Consider the following 19,447-nt stretch of genomic DNA (forward strand, 5'->3'; position numbering starts at 1 on the left):
GAGCAGCGCCGTCCCGGTCGCTATCCGATCCCGGTTACCGGTATCACGCCGGACCGGGACTGCGGCGCATTAGGGCTGGCCCCGCCGCGTCCTATCATCCCGCCGGGCATTCCGGTACCACCGGTACCACTCGGCATCGGCATCATCGGCATACCTGGCGAACTTGGCTCCCCTGTCAGCGCCGCCGGGATGGGGATACCGGCTGCACCCATGCCCGACATCGCCGAACTGGCCATCGGAGCCGGCACAGACCCCTGCCAAGTCGGCGGAACCGACATGCCCCCAACCATCCGAGCGTTACCCACGTCCGCCGCCATAGCCGAACCCAGCCCTCCGCCACCCCATGACGTGACTTCAGGATGAGGAACCGTCACCAACTTCGGCATGTCCGCGGGCAACCCGCTGGCAACCGCACCGGCCATCCCGCCCGTTGGCGTGCGCACCGCATTGCTCATCAAACTCATCAGCGGCGACATCGCCATGCTGAGCGGATACATCAACAACGACACACTCGACAACGGCAGCGAATCCAGGCCCGACTCCGCGGCTGAAGCTATCGCCGCGATGTCCTGCGCCGGCGCAGCCGCGGACGAAACCATCGCCGGCACACCCGAGGCAGCTTGCGACGCCAACCCGGCCAGCCCTGGATTGGACGGCGGCGGACTAAACGGCGTCATTGTCGACGCCACCGATGCCGCGCCTGCGTGATAACCCACCATCGCGGCTACATCCTGCGCCCACATCTCGTGGTAGTCGAACTCCGTCGCGGCAATCGCCGGTGTGTTCTGAGCCAAGAAGTTCGTCGCCACCAACGACAGCAACCTCACCCGATTGGCGGTCACCGCGGCCGGATGCACCGTCGCCGACAGAGCCGCCTCGAACGCTGTCGCCGCCACCCGAGCCTGAGCAGCGGTCAACTCCGCCTCCCCGGCCGCCCCACTCAGCCAGCCCACGAATGGTGCCGCCGCACCCGCCATCGACATCGATGCCGGACCCAACCACTGCCCGGTCGCCAATCGGGTTACCACCGAATCAAACGAGGCCGCCGATGCCCGCAACTCCGCAGCCAGGCTCAGCCAGGCCGACGCCGCTCTCCACAGCGGGCCCGACCCGCAACCGGTAAAGATTCGCCCCGAATTGACTTCCGGCGGCAACCAGGCAAAGTCCACAATCATCTCAACCCAACCCTTCCTGCGTATTACGGCTCTGACGCACCGCTCGAAACCTGCGGCAGTTCTCCAGTCAGCCTTAAGATGTCAACCTTTGCCCTCTCCACGACAATGGCCTAGACCAGCAGGTCGTGTCCGAACCAGCACGACCTGACTGGCAGTAGCGCCCTTTTTGGCCGAGCCGGTTGGGTGGCTGGCCGAAGTGTAGGCGCGCTGATATTCGTTGTACTCCAGAGTAATTCGAACTCATCGGTGATGACGAGCCGTCCGCGCGACGCTCTCTGCGCCGAAAAGGCGCTACCACACGATCAGGCCAAGCGGCGCTGAATCACGCTGATATAGAACGATATTTCAAACTGGGGCGGAGGCCGCACTAGTTGGCACGCACCACAAGACAGTTAGAATCCGTGAACAAGTATCCGAGTCATCCAGTGAATCCAGCCTTTTCAATGCGGACGGTTATCCGCTGTCACATCGCGGTCGTCGGGAACCACAGCCGAACCGGGATCTTCAGCCGGACAAAAGCTCCCACAAACCATACGCCTTGTCAACTGTTTTCTCTGGCTACGCCTACGTAGCCGAAGGCTACGAATTCGTAGTCTATTAACGCTATTTCGCATATCCAGGGAGTCCGCACCCGCCAGACTGTCTTCTGAATTGCCCCGCAGAGCGCCGGCACTGCCAGCGCCGAAGTCATGCAATCACTTGAAATACCTTGGCGGGAGCTCGCTTACGACGAGCCGAGGGCGTCGTTTAAGGCCGGCACCTGGCCGAAATGCAGTTTCGGCCAGGGACTCCGAATGCCGACAGTCGAAAGACATGCTGCAACCGAGCGGCTGCGGTGCTACTGTGCTGAGACCCAATTGCACGGAGGGAAATGGGCGCGTGCGGTCCGGGAGCAAGTTGTTACCCGACAAGCGCTCAGTGCGATTAGGAGATCTCCATGTCATTTGTGTCCACGATGCCGGAGGCGTTGCAGACCGCCGCAACCGACTTGGCGACTATCAGATCCTCGCTCGGCGAGGCCAATGCCGCTGCGGCCACAGCTACGACGGAAATACTTCCCGCAGGCGCCGACGATGTGTCGGCCGCGATCGCAGCCCTATTTTCCGTGCAGTCGCAAGTCTGGCGAACGTTCAGCGAGGACGCCGCGTGGCTTCATCAGCAGTTTGTAGACGCCCTCAACGGTAGTGCCATCAAGTATGCGACCACCGAGCTGGAGAACGCCGAGCGGAATGTCCTGCATATCGTCAACGAACCGACCGAGTATTTGTTCGGGCGCCCGCTGATTGGCAACGGCGCCAACGGGGCTCCCGGGACGGGGCAAAACGGCGGGGACGGTGGCATTCTCTGGGGAAACGGCGGTAACGGCGGATCAGGTGCGCCCGGCCACGCCGGCGGCAACGGTGGTGACAGCGGGATATTCGGCTCCGGCGGGGCCGGCGGAGCCGGTGGAAACGCCGTGAACGGCACCGCCGGCGCCGGTGGTGCGGGCGGGGCCGGCGGGCTGTTCGGCTCCGGCGGCGCCGGCGGGGCCGGCGGGATGTCGATGAACGGCACCGGCGGCGCCGGCGGAACCGGTGGAACCGGAGGACTTTTCGGCACCGGAGGGACCGGCGGGGCCGGCGGGTCCGGTGTGGGAAACGGAGGTGCCGGCGGGGCCGGCGGCAACGCGTGGCTTGCCGGATCCGGCGGCGCCGGAGGTGCCGGCGGAGGTGCGGGAACCTACGGGTCGGGCGGCCAGGGTGGATCCGGAGGCAACGGCGGGTGGCTTTCCGGTGACGGTGGCGACGGCGGAACCGGTGGCGCCGGCGCCGTCAACAATGGGGGTAACGGTGGGGCCGGCGGCAATGCCGGTTTGCTCTCTGGAAACGGCGGTGACGGGGGCGCCGGCGGATACGGCAACAACAACGGAGGCAGCGGTGGCGCGGGCGGCGACGCCGGTTGGCTCGCCGGTGACGGCGGCAATGGTGGGACCGGCGGAGTGGGCGGCACCACCAACGGTGGCAGCGGCGGCGACGGCGGCAGCGGAGCCTGGCTTTCGGGCAACGGCGGTGTCGGCGGCGCCGGCGGCCAGGGCGTCGCCAACGGCGGTGACGGCGGGGCCGGCGGCAACGCGGGCCATGTCTTCGGATCGGGCGGCGCCGGCGGCGGGGGCGGAAACGGGTTGAGCGGCAACGGCGGCGCAGGCGGCAATGGCGGCAATGCCGGCGTGATCGGCGACGGCGGCAACGGCGGCGACGGCGGTGGCGGCTATCTCAGCGGCGGAAACGGCGGTAACGGCGGGAATGCCTCGATGATCGGCAACGGCGGTAACGGCGGTAACGGCGGGACGGGGCACTGGACCGGCGCTGGCGGCACCGGCGGTTCGGGCGGGAAGCTGGTCGGCCAACCCGGGTTTGACGGGGCGCGCGCCCGCGCGACAACCAACTCCGTTGATCAGTAACGTGTCCTGACGTCGTCGGCGACGCGGCCTGCTGCTTCTCGAATTGGTCCCCGCCGCACTGCCTCTCGGAAGGCAGCCGGCCGCTCGGCCGTCCCGATCCGGCTCTAGCCGATCCCGGTCCGCGGTATCACGCTGGGCCGCGACTGCACCGGATTCGCGCCTGCCCCACCGCGGCCCATCATGGCGCCGGGCATCCCGGCGCCGGCACCGCCCATGCCCATCGGCATCGGCATCATCGGCATCCCGGCGGGCCGCGCCGCGCCGGTCAGCTCCGCCGGATTGGACATGCCTGCAGCACCCAAGCCCGATGACGGCGAACTGGCCATCCGCGTCGGCGTCGAGCCCTGCCACGTCGGCGGAACCGACATCGTCCCCACCATCCGGGCCTTACCCAGACCCGCCGACATCGCCGAACCCAGCCCGCCGCCGCCAAACGGCTTGGTCCCAGGATGAGCCGCACCCACGAACTTCGGCTCGCCTGCCGCCGCTCCGCCGGCCGTGGCACCGGCCAACCCCGCGGCCGGCGTGCGCGCCGCATTGCTCAGCACGCTCATCAACGGCGAAATCGCCATGCTCACCGGATACATCAACGACGACAACGGCACCGACTGCAGCATCGAGAGGGCGGTCGGAGCCGCCGACACGATTCCCTGCACCGGTGCGGCTATCGCCGCGCCCGCCGACGACGCCATCGCGGTGACACCCGAGGCGGCCTGCGATGCCAGCCCGGCCAACCCCGCCATCGTCAGCGGCGGCAGGCTGAACGGCGTCAGCGTCGACGCCACCGACGTCGCTCCGGCGTGATACCCCACCATCGCGGCCACGTCCTGAGCCCACATCTCGAGGTAATCGCCCTCGGCGGCCGCGATCGCCGGGGTGTTCTGCCCCAAGAAATTTGTCGCCACCAACGACAGCAACGACACCCGATTGGCGGTCACAGCCGCCGGATGCACCGTGGCCGACAACGCCGCCTCGAAAACAGTCGCCGCCGCCCGCGCCTGAACGGCGGCCGACTCCGCCTCCCCCGCAGCCCCACTCAACCACCCCACGTACGGTGTCGCCGCCGCCGCCATCGACACCGAGGCCGGACCCGACCACGGCCCGGCCGCCAAGCCGGTGACCACCGAATCAAACGACGCCGCCGACGCCCGCAGATCCGCGGCCAGGCTCTCCCACGCCGAGGCCGCCGTGTGCAGCGGACCCGATCCCGCACCGGCGAAAATCCGTGCCGAGTTGATCTCCGGCGGCAACCATGCAAACTCAGGAATCATCTCAGCCCCAAACCGCCGGCCGTATTAACGGCTCGGACAACCCTTCCCGCCGACTGCCTCCGCTACGACACGCACCAGCAGCAACAGTCACCTCGTGCGACCATTTGCGCCACGGCCGAATGCTAAGGCCGTGCGACGCAGAAAATCCGGGCTTTCGCACCAAACCTTCCTGTCAATTACCTATCAATGACCTAGTAGCTTCCTGCCAACCTGATAAGACTGGTCCGGATTCGGGCCTTACAACGCCAGATCGCCCGCCTCGGTGATCGCGGGGTGAACCGGACGCGCGCCCGACGGGCCGAACGGCCGTACGGCTCGGGAGTTATCCGCCGTCCCACATATCGATCCCCGGGCCCAGGCAACCATTCCTCGTACCCATAAGGTGGCAGCGGGTTCGAGCCTGGCGTGAGATTTTCACTCGCGGAAAGTTCGACTGCAGCACTCACGAAGATGTTCGAGGTGTTGCGACCGATGGCACCGCCAGCACTGCCAATAACTGTGTGCTTGAAGGAGCGGGTTTGGCGTCGAACATTGGAAACTCGGCCCACGCCTGTTGACGTCGATACGCACTGGCGCTCGCAACGGTGCGGCATTCAGACCAACCTCCCTGCGCCCCAAGCGATTCCCTGTCGACGATGAGATAGTTCTCCCGGTGATACTCAGTAATCGTGGCGCGCCAGGTTCGTTCCGCCGCGGCGGTCGTCATCGTCGACGGCGAGGAGCGCGGGGACCATCTCGCTGGTGACCAGTCCGTGTTCTTGGGTGAGTTGGTCGATGATGTCGAAGCTTTGCGCGATGCTGTCCGGGGTGTCGACGATGATCGTGGTGACCGGGACATGGCGGACAAGTTGGAATGGCCTGTCGCCGTGGGGTGGGTGGTTGTCGTGGAATCCCCAGATACCGCGCAGCGCGGTAGCTCCCCGTGCGTGCTTGGACTGGCGCAGACGGCGGATCAGGGCGCGGTGGATCGGAACGCCGTCATGACATTGTGCTTCTGAGGTGTAGACCATGATCTTTTGCCAGAGGGCCATACCGTGTTCGTCGACTCCGGGCAGCGCGTGGGGCCGGAAGAACAGTTGGCCGTCGCGTTTGCAAACCTGAAGTCTTTCAACGGTGATCAGCGGTCGTCTCATTAGCCCGCCCAGTTCGGCGAGGACACGCGCGACCTGTCCGCCGGAATCGACGGCGATGATCATCATCGGTACGTCGGGGTTGCGCCCGAAGAATCGGGCGCGTTCCCGCTTGCCGCGTACAGTGCCGTCGACGCCCAGGAAGACCGATGCCCCGGCGAGTTCGCGGCGGTAGAGCAGATCGACGATCGCTTGGTAGGCCGGCACGCCGTAGGCCTCTTGCTTGCGGCCCACGTAGATGGTGAGCTTTGTGGCTTCATACTGGCGGTCGCCGAGGCTGAGTTCGTGGTCGTCCTCCTGGAGGAGACGCGCTCGTTCGAGGGTGATCAGGCCTCGCTTTGTCAGTGCGGTCTGGCGATCAAGCACCTCGTCGATCTTGTGGCGGGTGTCGACGGCGATCACCGCCGCGGGTGGGTCCTCGGACATGCTCAGCGAGGTGTCGGTGCGCAGGTGGTGGCGTAGCCCGAATCCCTCGATCCCGCGCAGCATCACGCTTGTTGCGATCTGGTGCTGGCCGTAGAGGTCAAACAATGCCTCGGCGAGAAATTTGCCGTTGGCGCGTTGGCGTTCGCCGAAGTAGCTGGTGAGTTTGAGGCAGTCGGTGCTCATGTGTCTCTCTGGTCGCGGTAACCGGCTAGTCGCCCCCGCTGGTAGTGTTCGTGTCCGACGGCGGTGGGACTCGCCACAATCGCGGCGGCCACAGGGATTGCTGTGGTCGTGCGCCAACGGTCCCTGGCTGACTGGAAATCAGGAGACCCGTTATGTCTGTGACGTTTTCGGCCGTTTCGGCGATGGAGGTGCTGGATTCCCGCGGGCGCCCCACTGTGTCGGTGCGGATGGCCTTGTCGGATGGTCGTGAGGTGTTCGCCGGTGTGCCGTCGGGGGCATCCACCGGGAGTGGGGAAGCGGTGGAGCTGCGCGACGGTGACGCGACGCGGTACGGGGGCCGCGGTGTCAGCCAAGCGGTGTCGCACGTCGAAGGTGCGATCGCCGACGCACTGATGGGCCGGGCGTTCGACACCCTGGAGCGGCTCGATGCGGAGCTGATCCGGCTCGACGGCACGCCTAACAAGTCGCGGCTGGGCGCCAACGCGATCGTTGGTGTCTCGATGGCGGCAGCGCGGGCGTTCGCGAGCGAATCGCGGCAGCCATTGTGGCGCTGGCTCACTCCTGATGGTGTGACGCCGCGGCTGCCGGTACCGCATTTCAACGTGATCAACGGCGGCGCACACGCGCCAAACCCGTTGGACTTTCAGGAGTTCATGATCGCGCCGGTTGGTGCTCCGTCGTTGCCTGAGGCGATTCGCGCGGGAGCGGAAGTTTATGCGCGGTTGCGCGCCGCACTGCAAGCCCGCAAATTGGGCACCGGTTTGGGCGACGAAGGCGGCTTCGCCCCCGATATCGCCTCTCCCGAGGAGGTGCTCGCGCTGCTGGTGGAGGCGATCACCGCGGCCGGCTACCCGCCCGGCCGTTCCGGGGTGGCGATCGCGCTGGACCCCGCAGCTAGTGAATTTCACCGTGGTGGCCGCTATGAGGTTGGCGGGCAATCTCTTTCGAGCGACGAGTTGATTCAAAGGTACGCGCAGATGGTGCAGGAATTCCCGATCTGGAGCATCGAGGACGGCATGGGGGAAACCGACGCCGACGGCTGGCGCGCGTTGACCGAACGGCTCGGGGAGAGCATTCAATTGGTCGGCGACGACAACTTCGTCACCAATCCGGCGCTGATTCGCACTGCGGTCGACGCCGGAATCGCCAACGCGGCGTTGATCAAGGTCAATCAGGTCGGCACGGTCAGCGAGACGTTGGAGGCGCTGCGGGTGTGCCGCGAGGCGGGCTATGGGGCGATGATTTCGCACCGCTCGGGTGAAACCTGCGATACCTTCATCGCCGACCTGGCCGTCGGATCCGGTTGCGGGCAAATCAAATCCGGCGCCCCGGCACGCGGCGAGCGTGTCGCTAAGCCTGAATCCGTGGATCGGCTGGTGGTTTGATCGGCGTGTGAACAGCGAAAATGCCTTCTGGCCTGGGATAATACGAGTGCTGAAGTCGTCTTTTTCCAGTGTTCAGGAAGGCATTTTCGGTGCATTCATCGTATACGTTCACTCTCGGGTCGGCGGTGTTTGACGAGCCGAATCTGGTGTCGGCCGCGGGTTTGGTTCCGGTGCTGGAATTGGCTGAGCAGACCGGGCTTTCGGAATTGATCGGTGAGCATGTGGATCTGCCGTCGACACGGGTGGCCTCCGGTGCGGTCAACCCGGTCGGGAAGCTGACCTCGATCATCGCCGGGATGATGTGCGGCGCGGACTGCATCGACGACGTCGACGTGTTGCGTGCCGGCGGCACGCCACGGGTGTTCAACGAGGTGTATGCGCCCTCGACATTGGGGATCTTCTTGCGCGAGTTCACTTTCGGGCATGCCAACCAGCTCGCGGCCGTGGCTCGCGCGCATCTGGTGGCGCTCGCGCAGCGGGTGCCGCTGTTGCCCGGCATCGAAGAGCGCGCCTTTTTGGACATCGACTCGCTGCTGCGTCCGGTCTACGGGCGCCATAAGCAGGGTGCTTCGTTCGGGCACGCCAAGATCGCCAGCCGTGCGCTGCTGCGGTTGGGTCTGTCGCCGCAGATCACCACGATCTCGACCGCGCAGGCCCCACCGGTGATCGCCGAGGCGCGGCTGCGCAGCGGTAAGGCCGGCTCCGGCCGCGCCGCGGCCTGGCAGGTCAAACAAGCCATCACCACCGCCCGCGGGTGCGGGGCCGGCAAGATCATGCTGCGCGGCGACACCGCGTTCGGCAATAAAAAGGTGATCGGCGCCTGCATCGCCGAAGGCGTCGAGTTCTCCCTGTCGATGACCCGAAATCGGGCCATTACCACCGCGGTCGAGGGCATCGACGAGGCCGCCTACACCCCGGTGCACTACCCGGGCGCGGTCGAAGACCCTGACACCGGGGCGCTGATCTCCGATGCCGAGGTCGCCGAAACTCCCTACACCCTACGGCTGGGGCGGGGCAAGAAGATCACGGCCCGACTGGTAGTGCGCCGGGTCAAAGACGCCCGCTACCCGGATGCGTTGTTTCCGGTGTGGCGCTATCACCCATTTCTGACCAACTCCGAGCTGCCCACTGCCGAGGCCGACATCACCCACCGCCGCCACGCCATCATCGAGACCACCTTCGCCGACCTGATCGATGGCCCACTGGCTCGGATCCCTTCAGGGCTGTTCGCCGCGAACTGCGCCTGGTTGGCCTGCGCGGTGATCGCCCATAACCTGCTGCGCGCCACCGGGACCCTCGCCGGCGGTCACCACATCGTGGCCCGCGGTGCCACCCTGCGCCGCGACCTGGTCAACGTGCCCGCCCGCTTCGCCGCACCGGCCCGCAAACCGATGCTGCACCTACCCGTCCACTGGCCCCGGCAAGTCGAGTGGAAAGCCCTGTGGGACAGCGTCATCGGCTACCCGACTGCGCAACCCCGCGCCGCTTGACCAAGCGGCCAGCCCCTGTCCACCCCGCCATCCAGGCCCGACCCGAGGAACCCCTAAAGGAAAAGCTGGTGCAGGCCAGCGGATCACATACACGCCAAAGTGTCCACGCCCCAGCGCCACTCGCCCGAACCCGCCGATGACCACCCGAAATCATCGATCCACGGATTCAGGCTAAGCCTGAATCCGTGGATCGGCTGGTGGTTTGATCGGCGTGTGAACAGCGAAAATGCCTTCTGGCCTGGGATAATACGAGTGCTGAAGTCGTCTTTTTCCAGTGTTCAGGAAGGCATTTTCGGTGCATTCATCGTATACGTTCACTCTCGGGTCGGCGGTGTTTGACGAGCCGAATCTGGTGTCGGCCGCGGGTTTGGTTCCGGTGCTGGAATTGGCTGAGCAGACCGGGCTTTCGGAATTGATCGGTGAGCATGTGGATCTGCCGTCGACACGGGTGGCCTCCGGTGCGGTCAACCCGGTCGGGAAGCTGACCTCGATCATCGCCGGGATGATGTGCGGCGCGGACTGCATCGACGACGTCGACGTGTTGCGTGCCGGCGGCACGCCACGGGTGTTCAACGAGGTGTATGCGCCCTCGACATTGGGGATCTTCTTGCGCGAGTTCACTTTCGGGCATGCCAACCAGCTCGCGGCCGTGGCTCGCGCGCATCTGGTGGCGCTCGCGCAGCGGGTGCCGCTGTTGCCCGGCATCGAAGAGCGCGCCTTTTTGGACATCGACTCGCTGCTGCGTCCGGTCTACGGGCGCCATAAGCAGGGTGCTTCGTTCGGGCACGCCAAGATCGCCAGCCGTGCGCTGCTGCGGTTGGGTCTGTCGCCGCAGATCACCACGATCTCGACCGCGCAGGCCCCACCGGTGATCGCCGAGGCGCGGCTGCGCAGCGGTAAGGCCGGCTCCGGCCGCGCCGCGGCCTGGCAGGTCAAACAAGCCATCACCACCGCCCGCGGGTGCGGGGCCGGCAAGATCATGCTGCGCGGCGACACCGCGTTCGGCAATAAAAAGGTGATCGGCGCCTGCATCGCCGAAGGCGTCGAGTTCTCCCTGTCGATGACCCGAAATCGGGCCATTACCACCGCGGTCGAGGGCATCGACGAGGCCGCCTACACCCCGGTGCACTACCCGGGCGCGGTCGAAGACCCTGACACCGGGGCGCTGATCTCCGATGCCGAGGTCGCCGAAACTCCCTACACCCTACGGCTGGGGCGGGGCAAGAAGATCACGGCCCGACTGGTAGTGCGCCGGGTCAAAGACGCCCGCTACCCGGATGCGTTGTTTCCGGTGTGGCGCTATCACCCATTTCTGACCAACTCCGAGCTGCCCACTGCCGAGGCCGACATCACCCACCGCCGCCACGCCATCATCGAGACCACCTTCGCCGACCTGATCGATGGCCCACTGGCTCGGATCCCTTCAGGGCTGTTCGCCGCGAACTGCGCCTGGTTGGCCTGCGCGGTGATCGCCCATAACCTGCTGCGCGCCACCGGGACCCTCGCCGGCGGTCACCACATCGTGGCCCGCGGTGCCACCCTGCGCCGCGACCTGGTCAACGTGCCCGCCCGCTTCGCCGCACCGGCCCGCAAACCGATGCTGCACCTACCCGTCCACTGGCCCCGACAAGTCGAGTGGAAAGCCCTGTGGGACAGCGTCATCGGCTACCCGACTGCGCAACCCCGCGCCGCTTGACCAAGCGGCCAGCCCCTGTCCACCCCGCCATCCAGGCCCGACCCGAGGAACCCCTAAAGGAAAAGCTGGTGCAGGCCAGCGGATCACATACACGCCAAAGTGTCCACGCCCCAGCGCCACTCGCCCGAACCCGCCGATGACCACCCGAAATCATCGATCCACGGATTCAGGCTAAGTACAACCGGCTGGCCGGGATTGCCGCAGAGGCGCCCGACGTTGCGTTCGGTCTGCCGCCGCGCTGAGCGACGCTGTGTGCCGCCGGTTCGGGCGGTCATGATCGCGACACCGCGATGATCACGGCCAGCACGGCGAGTACGGCGAGCAGCATGTAAGCCATGTAAGCGTCGAGGCGACCCGATTGCAGGCGCTTGGCCGCCCGAGCCGCAGCCAGCAATGCCGCGATCGCCGGCCGGAACAGGTAACGGTCAACGATTTCGACCACCTCGACCCGGTAGGTCAGGACGGGCTGACCAATTGTCTGGGTGGACGGCTCGACTGGGGCGCCGCGTAACTCGGTTCGGGTCAACAAGACATTGCCGAGCACGTTGCGCATGGGGTTGGCATACGCGAAGGAGGTGTATCCGACGCCGCGATGTACACCCGGCGACGCCGAGGACCACGGCGCCACCCACCGCACTCGATCCAGGCGGCGCCCGGCCAGCCCGCTGGCCACCACCGCGATGAGCACCACCATCGCGGGCACCACGATCCACAGCCAGCTCGGCGACAGCGCGGAGAAGTCGCTGAAAACCGGTTGCAGCACCCAAGGTTTGGCGTTGGCGCCCCGCGCCTGGTCGCCAACGAGCGGGGCCAGTCCGCGAGCGATGACGCGGATCTGTAGCGGCGCCAGCGCGGCCACGCCGAGGCAGCCGGTGACCAGCAGCGCTATCCCTATCCGCAACCATGTGTTGTGGTCAACGCGGGTGCCGGCCGGGTCGAATGCCGGTTCGTCGATGCGGGGCGGGCCGAACGCGGTCAGCGCGACCACTCGGACGAATGTCACGCCGGCCACCCCGACGGTGAGGGCGACGAGCACACCGGCGACGGCGGTGCACAACTGCATGGCCAGGCTGGACACCCGGAATTGCTGCATCAGCGATTCCAGGAGGAACCACTCCGAGGCGAACCCCGCCGTCAGCGGCAATCCCGCCAAGGTGAGCGAGCCGATGACCAATCCCGTTCCCGCCCAGGGTAATCGGCGCGCGATGCCGCCTAAGCGGTCCAAATTGGTGGTGCCCGTCGCGCCCTCAATCACCGACGCCGCGGTGAACAGCAGTGATTTGCCCATGGCGTGCGTAATGACTTGGGCGGTGGCCGCGACCAGGCCGGCCGCGGTCAGCAGCGGCTCATCGGCGGCGGCACCGACCAGGGCAGCGCCGAACCCCGCGAGGATGAGCCCGGCGTTTTCCACGCTCGACCAACCGATCAACACCGTGAGGTCGGGATGCACGGCGGCTTGCGCGATGCCGAAGATCGCGCTCATCCCGGCCAGTACTAGCACCACGCACACCAGCCACAGCGGCGGGGCGCCGAGCAGCTGCAGGGTGCGCCACATGCCATAGAAGCCGACGTTGACTGCGGAGCCGGCCATCACCGCGCGCGCGGGCCCAGGGGCAGCGGCGTAACCGCGCGGCAGCCACACGTGCCCGGGTAACAGTCCGACCTTGATCGCGAACCCGGCCAGCAGCAGCGCGTAGGCCGCCTGCCCCAGGGCGCTGTGTGCATCAACAGCGGTGGCCGTGAGGGCGAAGGTGTGGGTGTGCGCGGCCAGCAGCAGGCCACCGAGCAGCAGCGCCGCGCCGCTGGCCTTGCCAAACATGACCGTGACGAAGGATGCGCGTGCCCGCCCCGGCCGGTCCCGCTGGAACCCGGTGAGCAGATAAAACGCTACGGTCAGGGCCTCCCACCCGAACAGCAAGACGAATAGGTTGTCGGCGGTGACGATGACCGCGACCGCGGCGATCGTCAGCGCCAGCGCGGCGGTCAACCGGCCATGCCGGGTGCTGGCAAACGCGGCCGCGGCGCACAGTGCTGGGACTGCTACCCCGCCCGCGATGACCAGGAACAGCCCCGAGAGTGGGTCGACGTGCAGGGCCGCCGGCCCGAGCCCGCCCAGACCGCCCAGCGACAACCGCTCCTGGTGTCCGGCCAGTCCGCGGGCACCGGCAACGACGAACGCCGCAGCCGACGCGACCACCGCAGCCGACGCCGTCAGCTGCAGACCGGGCCGCTGGCCGGCGGGCCATCCGGCGACCACGGCCAGGGCCGCAAGTGCTAGCCCGGCGGCGATCATGACGCCCTCCTCGAGGCGGCGGGGAGCCGGCCTAGTGCGAGGAGGATGCCGTGCAGCAGGCTGAACGGGGAGGCGGGCGATCCGGGGATCCACACGTCAACGGGCAGCAGGCCGCCGATGCCGGTGCCGCCGGTGTAGCCGCCGCCAACCAGGCCGCCGCAGATCGCGTCGGTGCCGACCGCGATCACCACGGTGGGCCGGGGCATCGCCTCAAGGGTGCGGCGCAGCGGTTCGGTCATGCCGGCCGCGCCGATCCCCGTGACTAGCAGGATGTCGGCGTGGCGCGGGCTCGCGGTGAAGAAAATGCCCAACCGATGCAGGTCGTATACGGGATTGGTGAGGGCTTGTACTTCCCATTCGTCGCTGCCGTCGGATCCGGCGTCGACGTGGCGAAGATGTACCGAACGGCGCAGCCGCCGCACCCGTTTGGCTAGCTCGGCCCGCACCCCATCGAGTGCCTCGTCGGTTTCGGGGACAGGGGAAACGACCAGCGCGTCGCGCTGCGACCGCGCGGTGTCGGCGCCGTGCGCCCATCCGAACCAGTCCGGCGCGGCGGCGACGCAGCGTCCGCACAGGATGCACTTGCCCCGGTCCAGCTTGGGCATCTCGGCGACGGCGATCGCCGCGGTGGGACACCGGGCGGCGGCGTCCACGGCCCGGCGCAGCTGGTCGCGTTGAGCGTTGCCGGGCAGCACCTCGACCGCGGCAGGGAATTCGTCGAAGTAGGTGTCAGGATGCTTCGGCCATCTCGTGGTGAGCAGGCCGTCGCGCAGACCACGGAAAAACACCACCATCTACATCGCCACCCCGGCATAGCAGAGACCGAAACTGGCCTCGATGAAGGGGAAATCGGTGAATACGTCACCGTGGAAGACGTCGTGGAAGAGCACCATGTTGTGCAGCGAGGGCGTGCGGGCAAAGCAACGCCCGACTCGGCCCTCCCGCAGGTCCAGGCCGTAGAGAATTTCGCCCTGCGGTGATTCGGCCCAGCCGGTGGCAAAGCCGTCGTGCGCGTCGACCGGGACCGTCAGATCCTGATCGACCGGCCCGCTGAGCCGCTGGCAGGCGTGTTCGATCAGGCCGACGGCGGTATCGATCTCGGCCCACCGCACCCGCAGTCGTGCCATCGCGTCGCCATCCGTAACGGCGGCGGGCTCGACTGCGGGCAATTCCGAATAGCCGTCGTAGGGCCGATGGAGCCGGGCGTCGTCGTCGAATCCTGACCCGCGACCGACCGGTCCCAATGCACCGTGGGAGGCCGCCAGCTTTCCGTCCAGCCGACCGGTGCCGCGGATGCGGTCCAGGAACGACGGGCTCTCCATCAACGCACGCCGATCCGCGCGGAGGCGATGCGCCAAATCGTCAATGGCGGCGTAGAGGGCGGGCGGACTCATCCGTGGCGGTGCGGATACGCCACCGACGCACACCACCGAGCGGCCAAACCTGTTGCCGCACAGTCGCGATACCAGTCGCATGATCCGTTCTTTATGCCAGCCGAAGCGGGCGTTGCCGATGGCGAGGCCGGCGGCGTCGCAGAGCCGCACGACCACGTCCAGGTGGTTGGCGATGCGTTCGAGCTCTGCGTGGATGACGCGGATGAGCTCGGCGCGTGGGGGGATCTCCGTATCGGCCAGGGTTTCTACTGCGTGGGCGAACGCGAGGGCATGGGCGACGGAGGCGATGCCCTCGACGCGTTCGGCGATGAGGATGGCGTCACCGACGCCGAGTCCTTCGAAGCGTTTGGCGATGCCGCGGTGCTTGTAGTGCGGGCGAATGTTGAAGTGCGGGACATCTTCGCCCGGTGTTTCGATGAGGAATTCGATCGACTCGTAAACGCCGGAGCGCACGGGCCCCAGCGGGAGGGTGAACACGCCGTGCCCGGTGACGTCGACCGGGCCTTGCCGGTCGCTGGCCGGCACCTCGCCGGCGGGTTCGCGATGTCCGGGGCGTGGGTGCAGCTGGCCGGGCTCCCACGGCAGCAGCAGCGGATCCAACCGCGGGTGCCCGAGCGGTATCACCCCGGACAGGTCGTGCAGGGCCCGCTCGTACCAAAACGCCACGGGCACATCGGGTGTCAGCGCCGGATAGGTTAAGCCGCCGTCGGCACCGGGACGTAATTCGGCAGATAGACACTCGACGCCGCTGCGGGTGATCAGCAGGGCACGCAGTTGCGCGTCCTCGTCTTGGTGGGTGCAATACAAGCCCCCGAAGCGTGCGCTGACGCCAAGGCGGGTCAGTACTTCGGCCCGCCATTCGGGGAGCGGCAGCCGAACTTCCATCGTGGCCGCGGTGGTCATCGGCCGGCTCCCGCCAGGTCATTGGCTGCGTGGGTGAGCAATAGGACCAGGTCACCCGGCGGCGCCAGCCCGAGCAACAGCAGCGCCGCAACGCCCATCACTACAGGGACCACCATCCATGCACTGGGCTCGCCGCGCTCCATGGCAGCGGCCGTTGCGGCGCCGGGGCCCACGGCGCGCGAGGGCGCAAACAGGATCCACGTGGTGGCGCCGGTGAGCCCGGCGAACGCGACCGTCACGAGGCATACCAGGGCTACCGCGGCCGCATTACGGTGATCGGTCAACCCGCCGGCGACGATCTGAAATTCGCTGCGGAACAACCCGAACGGCGGCATTGCGGCGAGCGCAAATACCGCCAACAGGAACATCGGCGCCGACCACGGCAGCCGCGACATCGCATCGCGAATGCGGTGAAGTTCCTTGGTGCCGTATTTGCGTACCAGCACGCCGGCGCCCATGAACGCGTTGCCCTTGGCCGCCGCATGGGCCAGGACATGCAGCAGCACACCGGCCAGGGCGAGCGGAACCCCGAAGCTCACCCCGATCGTCAGGATGCCCATGTGCTCGACACTCGAATAGGCAAGCAGCCGTTTGATGTCACGCTGCTCCAGCAGATACAGCGCCGCCAACAGCAGGGAGGCCACGCCGAATACCAGCAGCACCAGCTGCGGGAAGCGAGCGCCCAGCGGGATGATGGAGATCTGATAGAACCGCAGGATCGCATAGAACGACACCGCCAGAAGCGATCCCGATAGCAGCGCCGAGACCGGGGTGGGGGCTTCGGCGTGCGCATCGGGTAGCCAGGTGTGCACTGGAAACAGTCCAACCTTGGTGCCGAACCCGACGACAGCCAGCACAAACGCGAGCGCCACCGGGGTGTGCGGCATGTTCGCCGCACCACGCAGCAGCGGATCGAACGCCAAGTCATAAGATTCGCCGAGCACCGTTGAGCCGGCGTAATACATGAAAATCGTTGCCAGCAAAGCGATCCCGAGACCTGACGAAGCGATCAGCACATATTTCCATGCCGCCTCGGTGGCGCCCTCGGTATCGTCGAGGGCCACCAGCAGCGCTGAGACGACGGTGGTGATCTCCACGGCGATCCACAGCAGCGCCAGCCCATTGACCAGCGGCGCGGCGAGCATCGACCATGCGAACGCATTGAGGCCGATGTAGAAGAGCCTGCTGTAACGGGCGAAAATGCGGCGGTCTTCGGTGCCCGCCGCGACCGTGGCGGCTTCGGCGGCCTGATAGCCAACGGTGTAGATGGCAGTCGTCATGTACAGGAAGGCGGTGGCCAACACGAAAACAACCGACAGCGCATCGGCGCGCAGATAACGCAGGGCGGTCAACGTGTGATCGGTTACGGGCGCGACCACTCCCACCGCGAATGCAAACGCGGCAATCCCGCTGGCCACGGTCAACGCAGCGGCCACCCGCCGGGGCACCAGAACGCAGGCCAGCGTGGTCAGCGCGGGCACCACCACCAGAAGCACGAGCAGCACAGACACGTCGCTATCCCCTCAGCCGGTCCAGGGTTTCGGTCGACAGCGAGCGGGTGCGGCGGTGATGGGTCCGCATCAGCACGCCGAAGACCACGACCGCGACGAGCAGGTCGAACAGGAACGCGACTTCGAGAATCAGTGGCATGCCCGCGGCGACCACGAGGCTGGCCAGCGAGACGCCGTTCTCCAGGGAGAAGAACCCGATGGCCTGGCTGACGACGTCTCGGCGCATGATCATCAGCACGAACGCGACCAGGACCACGGCCACAGAGAGGCTCAGCGCGGTGGTGGGCAGCACCGGTGAGTGAATCCCGAGGACGCCGACGGAGAAGAAGCCAAATCCGGTGACGCCGATCGCCACGAGCACCTCGTTGGCCACTCCCAGTGCGCCGCTGCCGGCGATTTCGGCGTGCGCGTCGCGCAAGAGCGCCAGCACGACCAGTGGCACGACCACCACCTTGAGCAACAGCGAAAGGACTGCCAGCGCATACAGTTCCGGGACATCGCGGCCGTAGGCGACGACCGCGGCCAGCACGCTCACCGCCAGAGATTGACCCGCGTACAGGCGCACCTGGGAGCGCAGCAGGGTCGCACGCAGCATCCCGAATTCCAGAAGTAGCACGACGACAGCGACCGTGTTGGCGATGCCGTCGAACACGGTGGGCACGGTCTGGCTGACCGCCAGCACGCTCATCAGCCACCTCCTAAATACAGGGTGAACACCGCGAGGACCGACAGCAGCAGCGCGGCCGAAACGAACTCGGTGATCTTGAACAGCCGCAGCTTGGCGAAACTGTTGTCCAGCACCGCGATCGCGCATCCCAGCAGCGCTGCCTTGCCTAACAGCGCCGGGATCGCCAACGCGACGTCGAGCGGATGCGTGGTCGACGCCATTCCCCAGGGGGCGACAAATACGTTGAGGAAGATCACATACAGGACAAGCTGTTTGGCTGCCGATCCCCACTGCAGCAGCGCAAGATCAGGGCCGGAATGCTCGAACGACCGGCCTGCTTCGATCATCCCGAATTCGGTAGTACCGGTGTGGGTTTCGACGGGAATGCGCCCCGTCTCGTAGAGGATCACCATGAAGAGCGCCGCCGACGCCAGCAGATGCGCGGGGCGCACGATCTGGTCGGGACCGCTGCGCACCGTCGCTCCGAGCACATAGGGCAGATCGGTCGTGGTGATCAATGCGACGCCGAAGACCACCAGCAGCATTACCGGCTCGGTGATCGCGGCAAAGGTCTTGGCGCGGCTGGAAGCCAATTGCGCGTAGCTGTCGCCTGTTTCGGCCGCTGCGGCCGCGACGACAAAGCTTGCGAACGCGAGAATGAGGCCGCCGCCCAGGATATCGCCCATGTAGCCCAGCGGTAGCGGGTAGCTGGTCAGGACCGGAATCAGCATCGGCACAGTCAGATAGCAGGCAAGGGACACCACCGGTGCCAGCCGAAAGAACGGCCCAGCCCCAACCGGAGCTAGTGTTTCTTTGGAAAAAAGCTTCGCCAGGTCGAAATACGGCTGCAGGATGCGCGGCCCGCGGCGCCCCTGCAGCCTGGCCTCGAACCAGGCGATGAACCCGCTCACTGCTGGTGCGCCGGCCACCACGGTCAGCACCTGCAGCACCTGAACGAACGGCAACGGCAGACCCGTCATCGATCGCCCCAATCGGGGCGCCACATGTTGCCGAGGTAGCGGGCGTATCCACCCCGGCGCAGGTCGGGAAGGAAGCCAGCGATCGGCGGATGCAGGGTGAGTGCCTTCAGTTCGTCCCATCGGACCCATGCCGGCTGACGGCCCGGTTCCCCCGCCAACCGCGAACCGGTGTCGAATTCTTCGGCGATGAAGACGACTTCGACGACGCGATGATGCGCAACAGGGTCATTGACCTCAAGAACGAGGGCACATCTGTTCGGGAAGACGTCGAGCCCGGTCTCTTCACGAGTTTCCCGCCGAGCGCACGACGCCAGCCCTTCGTGCGCGTGCGGACGTCCGCCGGGTAGGACCCAATCACCGCGATCGGGACGCTGCACCAACAGGACAGCATCACCACGGACGACCGCTACCGCACAACGCAATTCAACCGGCGAATCTTCGACCGATGTCATTGAGCTGCCGCGCCCGGGCGTGGCAGAAGGGATAGAGGTCACCTGCGACTC

General features: G+C 66.7%; 13 protein-coding genes and 1 pseudogene. 4 read left to right on the forward strand and 10 right to left on the reverse strand.

Annotated features, from left to right (window positions below):
* Nucleotides 1–20 precede the first annotated feature (20 nt).
* Complete coding sequence (locus tag EET10_RS21400) at nucleotides 21–1,175, reverse strand: PPE family protein (protein ID WP_063466697.1); 1,155 nt, start codon at nucleotides 1,173–1,175, stop codon at nucleotides 21–23.
* A gap of 937 nt (nucleotides 1,176–2,112) precedes the next feature.
* Between EET10_RS21400 and EET10_RS21405 the strand changes: the two are divergent.
* Nucleotides 2,113–3,600 (forward strand): annotated as a pseudogene (locus tag EET10_RS21405) (PE family protein); the annotation flags it as partial.
* 119 nt (nucleotides 3,601–3,719) lie between these two features.
* Here EET10_RS21405 and EET10_RS21410 read toward each other — a convergent pair.
* Both EET10_RS21410 and EET10_RS21415 read right to left on the reverse strand, forming a co-directional pair.
* Nucleotides 3,720–4,886 (reverse strand): PPE family protein, encoded by a 1,167-nt coding sequence (locus EET10_RS21410; protein WP_036401628.1) that lies wholly within the window; start codon nucleotides 4,884–4,886, stop codon nucleotides 3,720–3,722.
* A gap of 659 nt (nucleotides 4,887–5,545) precedes the next feature.
* Nucleotides 5,546–6,625: a DUF190 domain-containing protein gene (locus EET10_RS21415; protein WP_036401631.1), complete on the reverse strand. Its 1,080-nt coding sequence runs from the start codon at nucleotides 6,623–6,625 to the stop codon at nucleotides 5,546–5,548.
* Nucleotides 6,626–6,777: 152 nt separating this feature from the next.
* On the opposite strand from EET10_RS21415, the gene eno reads away from it, so the two are divergent.
* From eno to EET10_RS21430, 3 genes are all read left to right on the forward strand, one after another.
* Nucleotides 6,778–8,010 (forward strand): phosphopyruvate hydratase, encoded by a 1,233-nt coding sequence (gene eno, locus EET10_RS21420; protein WP_122502479.1) that lies wholly within the window; start codon nucleotides 6,778–6,780, stop codon nucleotides 8,008–8,010.
* 89 nt (nucleotides 8,011–8,099) lie between these two features.
* Nucleotides 8,100–9,500, forward strand: a complete 1,401-nt coding sequence (locus EET10_RS21425; protein WP_122502310.1) for an IS1380 family transposase — start codon at nucleotides 8,100–8,102, stop codon at nucleotides 9,498–9,500.
* A gap of 295 nt (nucleotides 9,501–9,795) precedes the next feature.
* The gene (locus tag EET10_RS21430; RefSeq protein WP_122502310.1) at nucleotides 9,796–11,196 is read left to right on the forward strand and encodes an IS1380 family transposase; all 1,401 of its coding nucleotides are present in this window, start codon (nucleotides 9,796–9,798) and stop codon (nucleotides 11,194–11,196) included.
* Between the two features lie 271 nt (nucleotides 11,197–11,467).
* Here EET10_RS21430 and EET10_RS21435 read toward each other — a convergent pair whose 3' ends face one another.
* From EET10_RS21435 to EET10_RS21465, 7 genes are read right to left on the reverse strand one after another with little or no spacing between them, the layout of a single operon-like run.
* Nucleotides 11,468–13,489 carry a proton-conducting transporter transmembrane domain-containing protein gene (locus EET10_RS21435; protein ID WP_122502480.1) on the reverse strand — a complete coding sequence of 674 codons (2,022 nt, stop codon included), beginning with the start codon at nucleotides 13,487–13,489 and terminating at the stop codon, nucleotides 11,468–11,470.
* A complete protein-coding gene (locus EET10_RS21440; RefSeq protein WP_036401634.1) occupies nucleotides 13,486–14,283 on the reverse strand; it encodes an NADH-quinone oxidoreductase subunit B family protein in 798 nt (265 codons plus the stop codon). The genes EET10_RS21435 and EET10_RS21440 overlap by 4 nt, the downstream gene beginning before the upstream one ends.
* Nucleotides 14,284–15,786: a hydrogenase large subunit gene (locus EET10_RS21445; protein ID WP_036401636.1), complete on the reverse strand. Its 1,503-nt coding sequence runs from the start codon at nucleotides 15,784–15,786 to the stop codon at nucleotides 14,284–14,286. It lies immediately after the preceding gene.
* Entirely contained in the window at nucleotides 15,783–17,297 is a 1,515-nt protein-coding gene (locus EET10_RS21450; RefSeq protein WP_036401638.1) for a proton-conducting transporter transmembrane domain-containing protein, read from the reverse strand. Before EET10_RS21450 ends, EET10_RS21445 begins: the two co-directional genes overlap by 4 nt.
* Nucleotides 17,298–17,301: 4 nt before the next feature.
* Nucleotides 17,302–17,985 (reverse strand): hydrogenase, encoded by a 684-nt coding sequence (locus EET10_RS21455; RefSeq protein ID WP_036401642.1) that lies wholly within the window; start codon nucleotides 17,983–17,985, stop codon nucleotides 17,302–17,304.
* Entirely contained in the window at nucleotides 17,985–18,944 is a 960-nt protein-coding gene (locus EET10_RS21460) for a respiratory chain complex I subunit 1 family protein (RefSeq protein ID WP_063466693.1), read from the reverse strand. Before EET10_RS21460 ends, EET10_RS21455 begins: the two co-directional genes overlap by 1 nt.
* Nucleotides 18,941–19,438, reverse strand: a complete 498-nt coding sequence (locus EET10_RS21465) for an NUDIX domain-containing protein (protein WP_246013666.1) — start codon at nucleotides 19,436–19,438, stop codon at nucleotides 18,941–18,943. The genes EET10_RS21460 and EET10_RS21465 overlap by 4 nt, the downstream gene beginning before the upstream one ends.
* Nucleotides 19,439–19,447: the final 9 nt, after the last annotated feature.

The sequence above is a fragment of the Mycobacterium pseudokansasii genome (assembly GCF_900566075.1).
GTDB lineage: Bacteria > Actinomycetota > Actinomycetes > Mycobacteriales > Mycobacteriaceae > Mycobacterium > Mycobacterium pseudokansasii.

Bases quoted from the DNA above. Each gene is read 5' to 3' on its own strand.
- EET10_RS21400 (WP_063466697.1), bottom strand. From the start codon at position 1,175: ATGATTGTGGACTTTGCCTGGTTGCCGCCGGAAGTCAATTCGGGGCGA.
- EET10_RS21410 (WP_036401628.1), bottom strand. From the start codon at position 4,886: ATGATTCCTGAGTTTGCATGGTTGCCGCCGGAGATCAACTCGGCACGG.
- EET10_RS21440 (WP_036401634.1), bottom strand. From the start codon at position 14,283: ATGGTGGTGTTTTTCCGTGGTCTGCGCGACGGCCTGCTCACCACGAGA.
- EET10_RS21455 (WP_036401642.1), bottom strand. From the start codon at position 17,985: ATGAGCGTGCTGGCGGTCAGCCAGACCGTGCCCACCGTGTTCGACGGC.
- EET10_RS21445 (WP_036401636.1), bottom strand. From the start codon at position 15,786: ATGACCACCGCGGCCACGATGGAAGTTCGGCTGCCGCTCCCCGAATGG.
- EET10_RS21435 (WP_122502480.1), bottom strand. From the start codon at position 13,489: ATGATCGCCGCCGGGCTAGCACTTGCGGCCCTGGCCGTGGTCGCCGGA.
- EET10_RS21460 (WP_063466693.1), bottom strand. From the start codon at position 18,944: ATGACGGGTCTGCCGTTGCCGTTCGTTCAGGTGCTGCAGGTGCTGACC.
- eno (WP_122502479.1), top strand. From the start codon at position 6,778: ATGTCTGTGACGTTTTCGGCCGTTTCGGCGATGGAGGTGCTGGATTCC.
- EET10_RS21415 (WP_036401631.1), bottom strand. From the start codon at position 6,625: ATGAGCACCGACTGCCTCAAACTCACCAGCTACTTCGGCGAACGCCAA.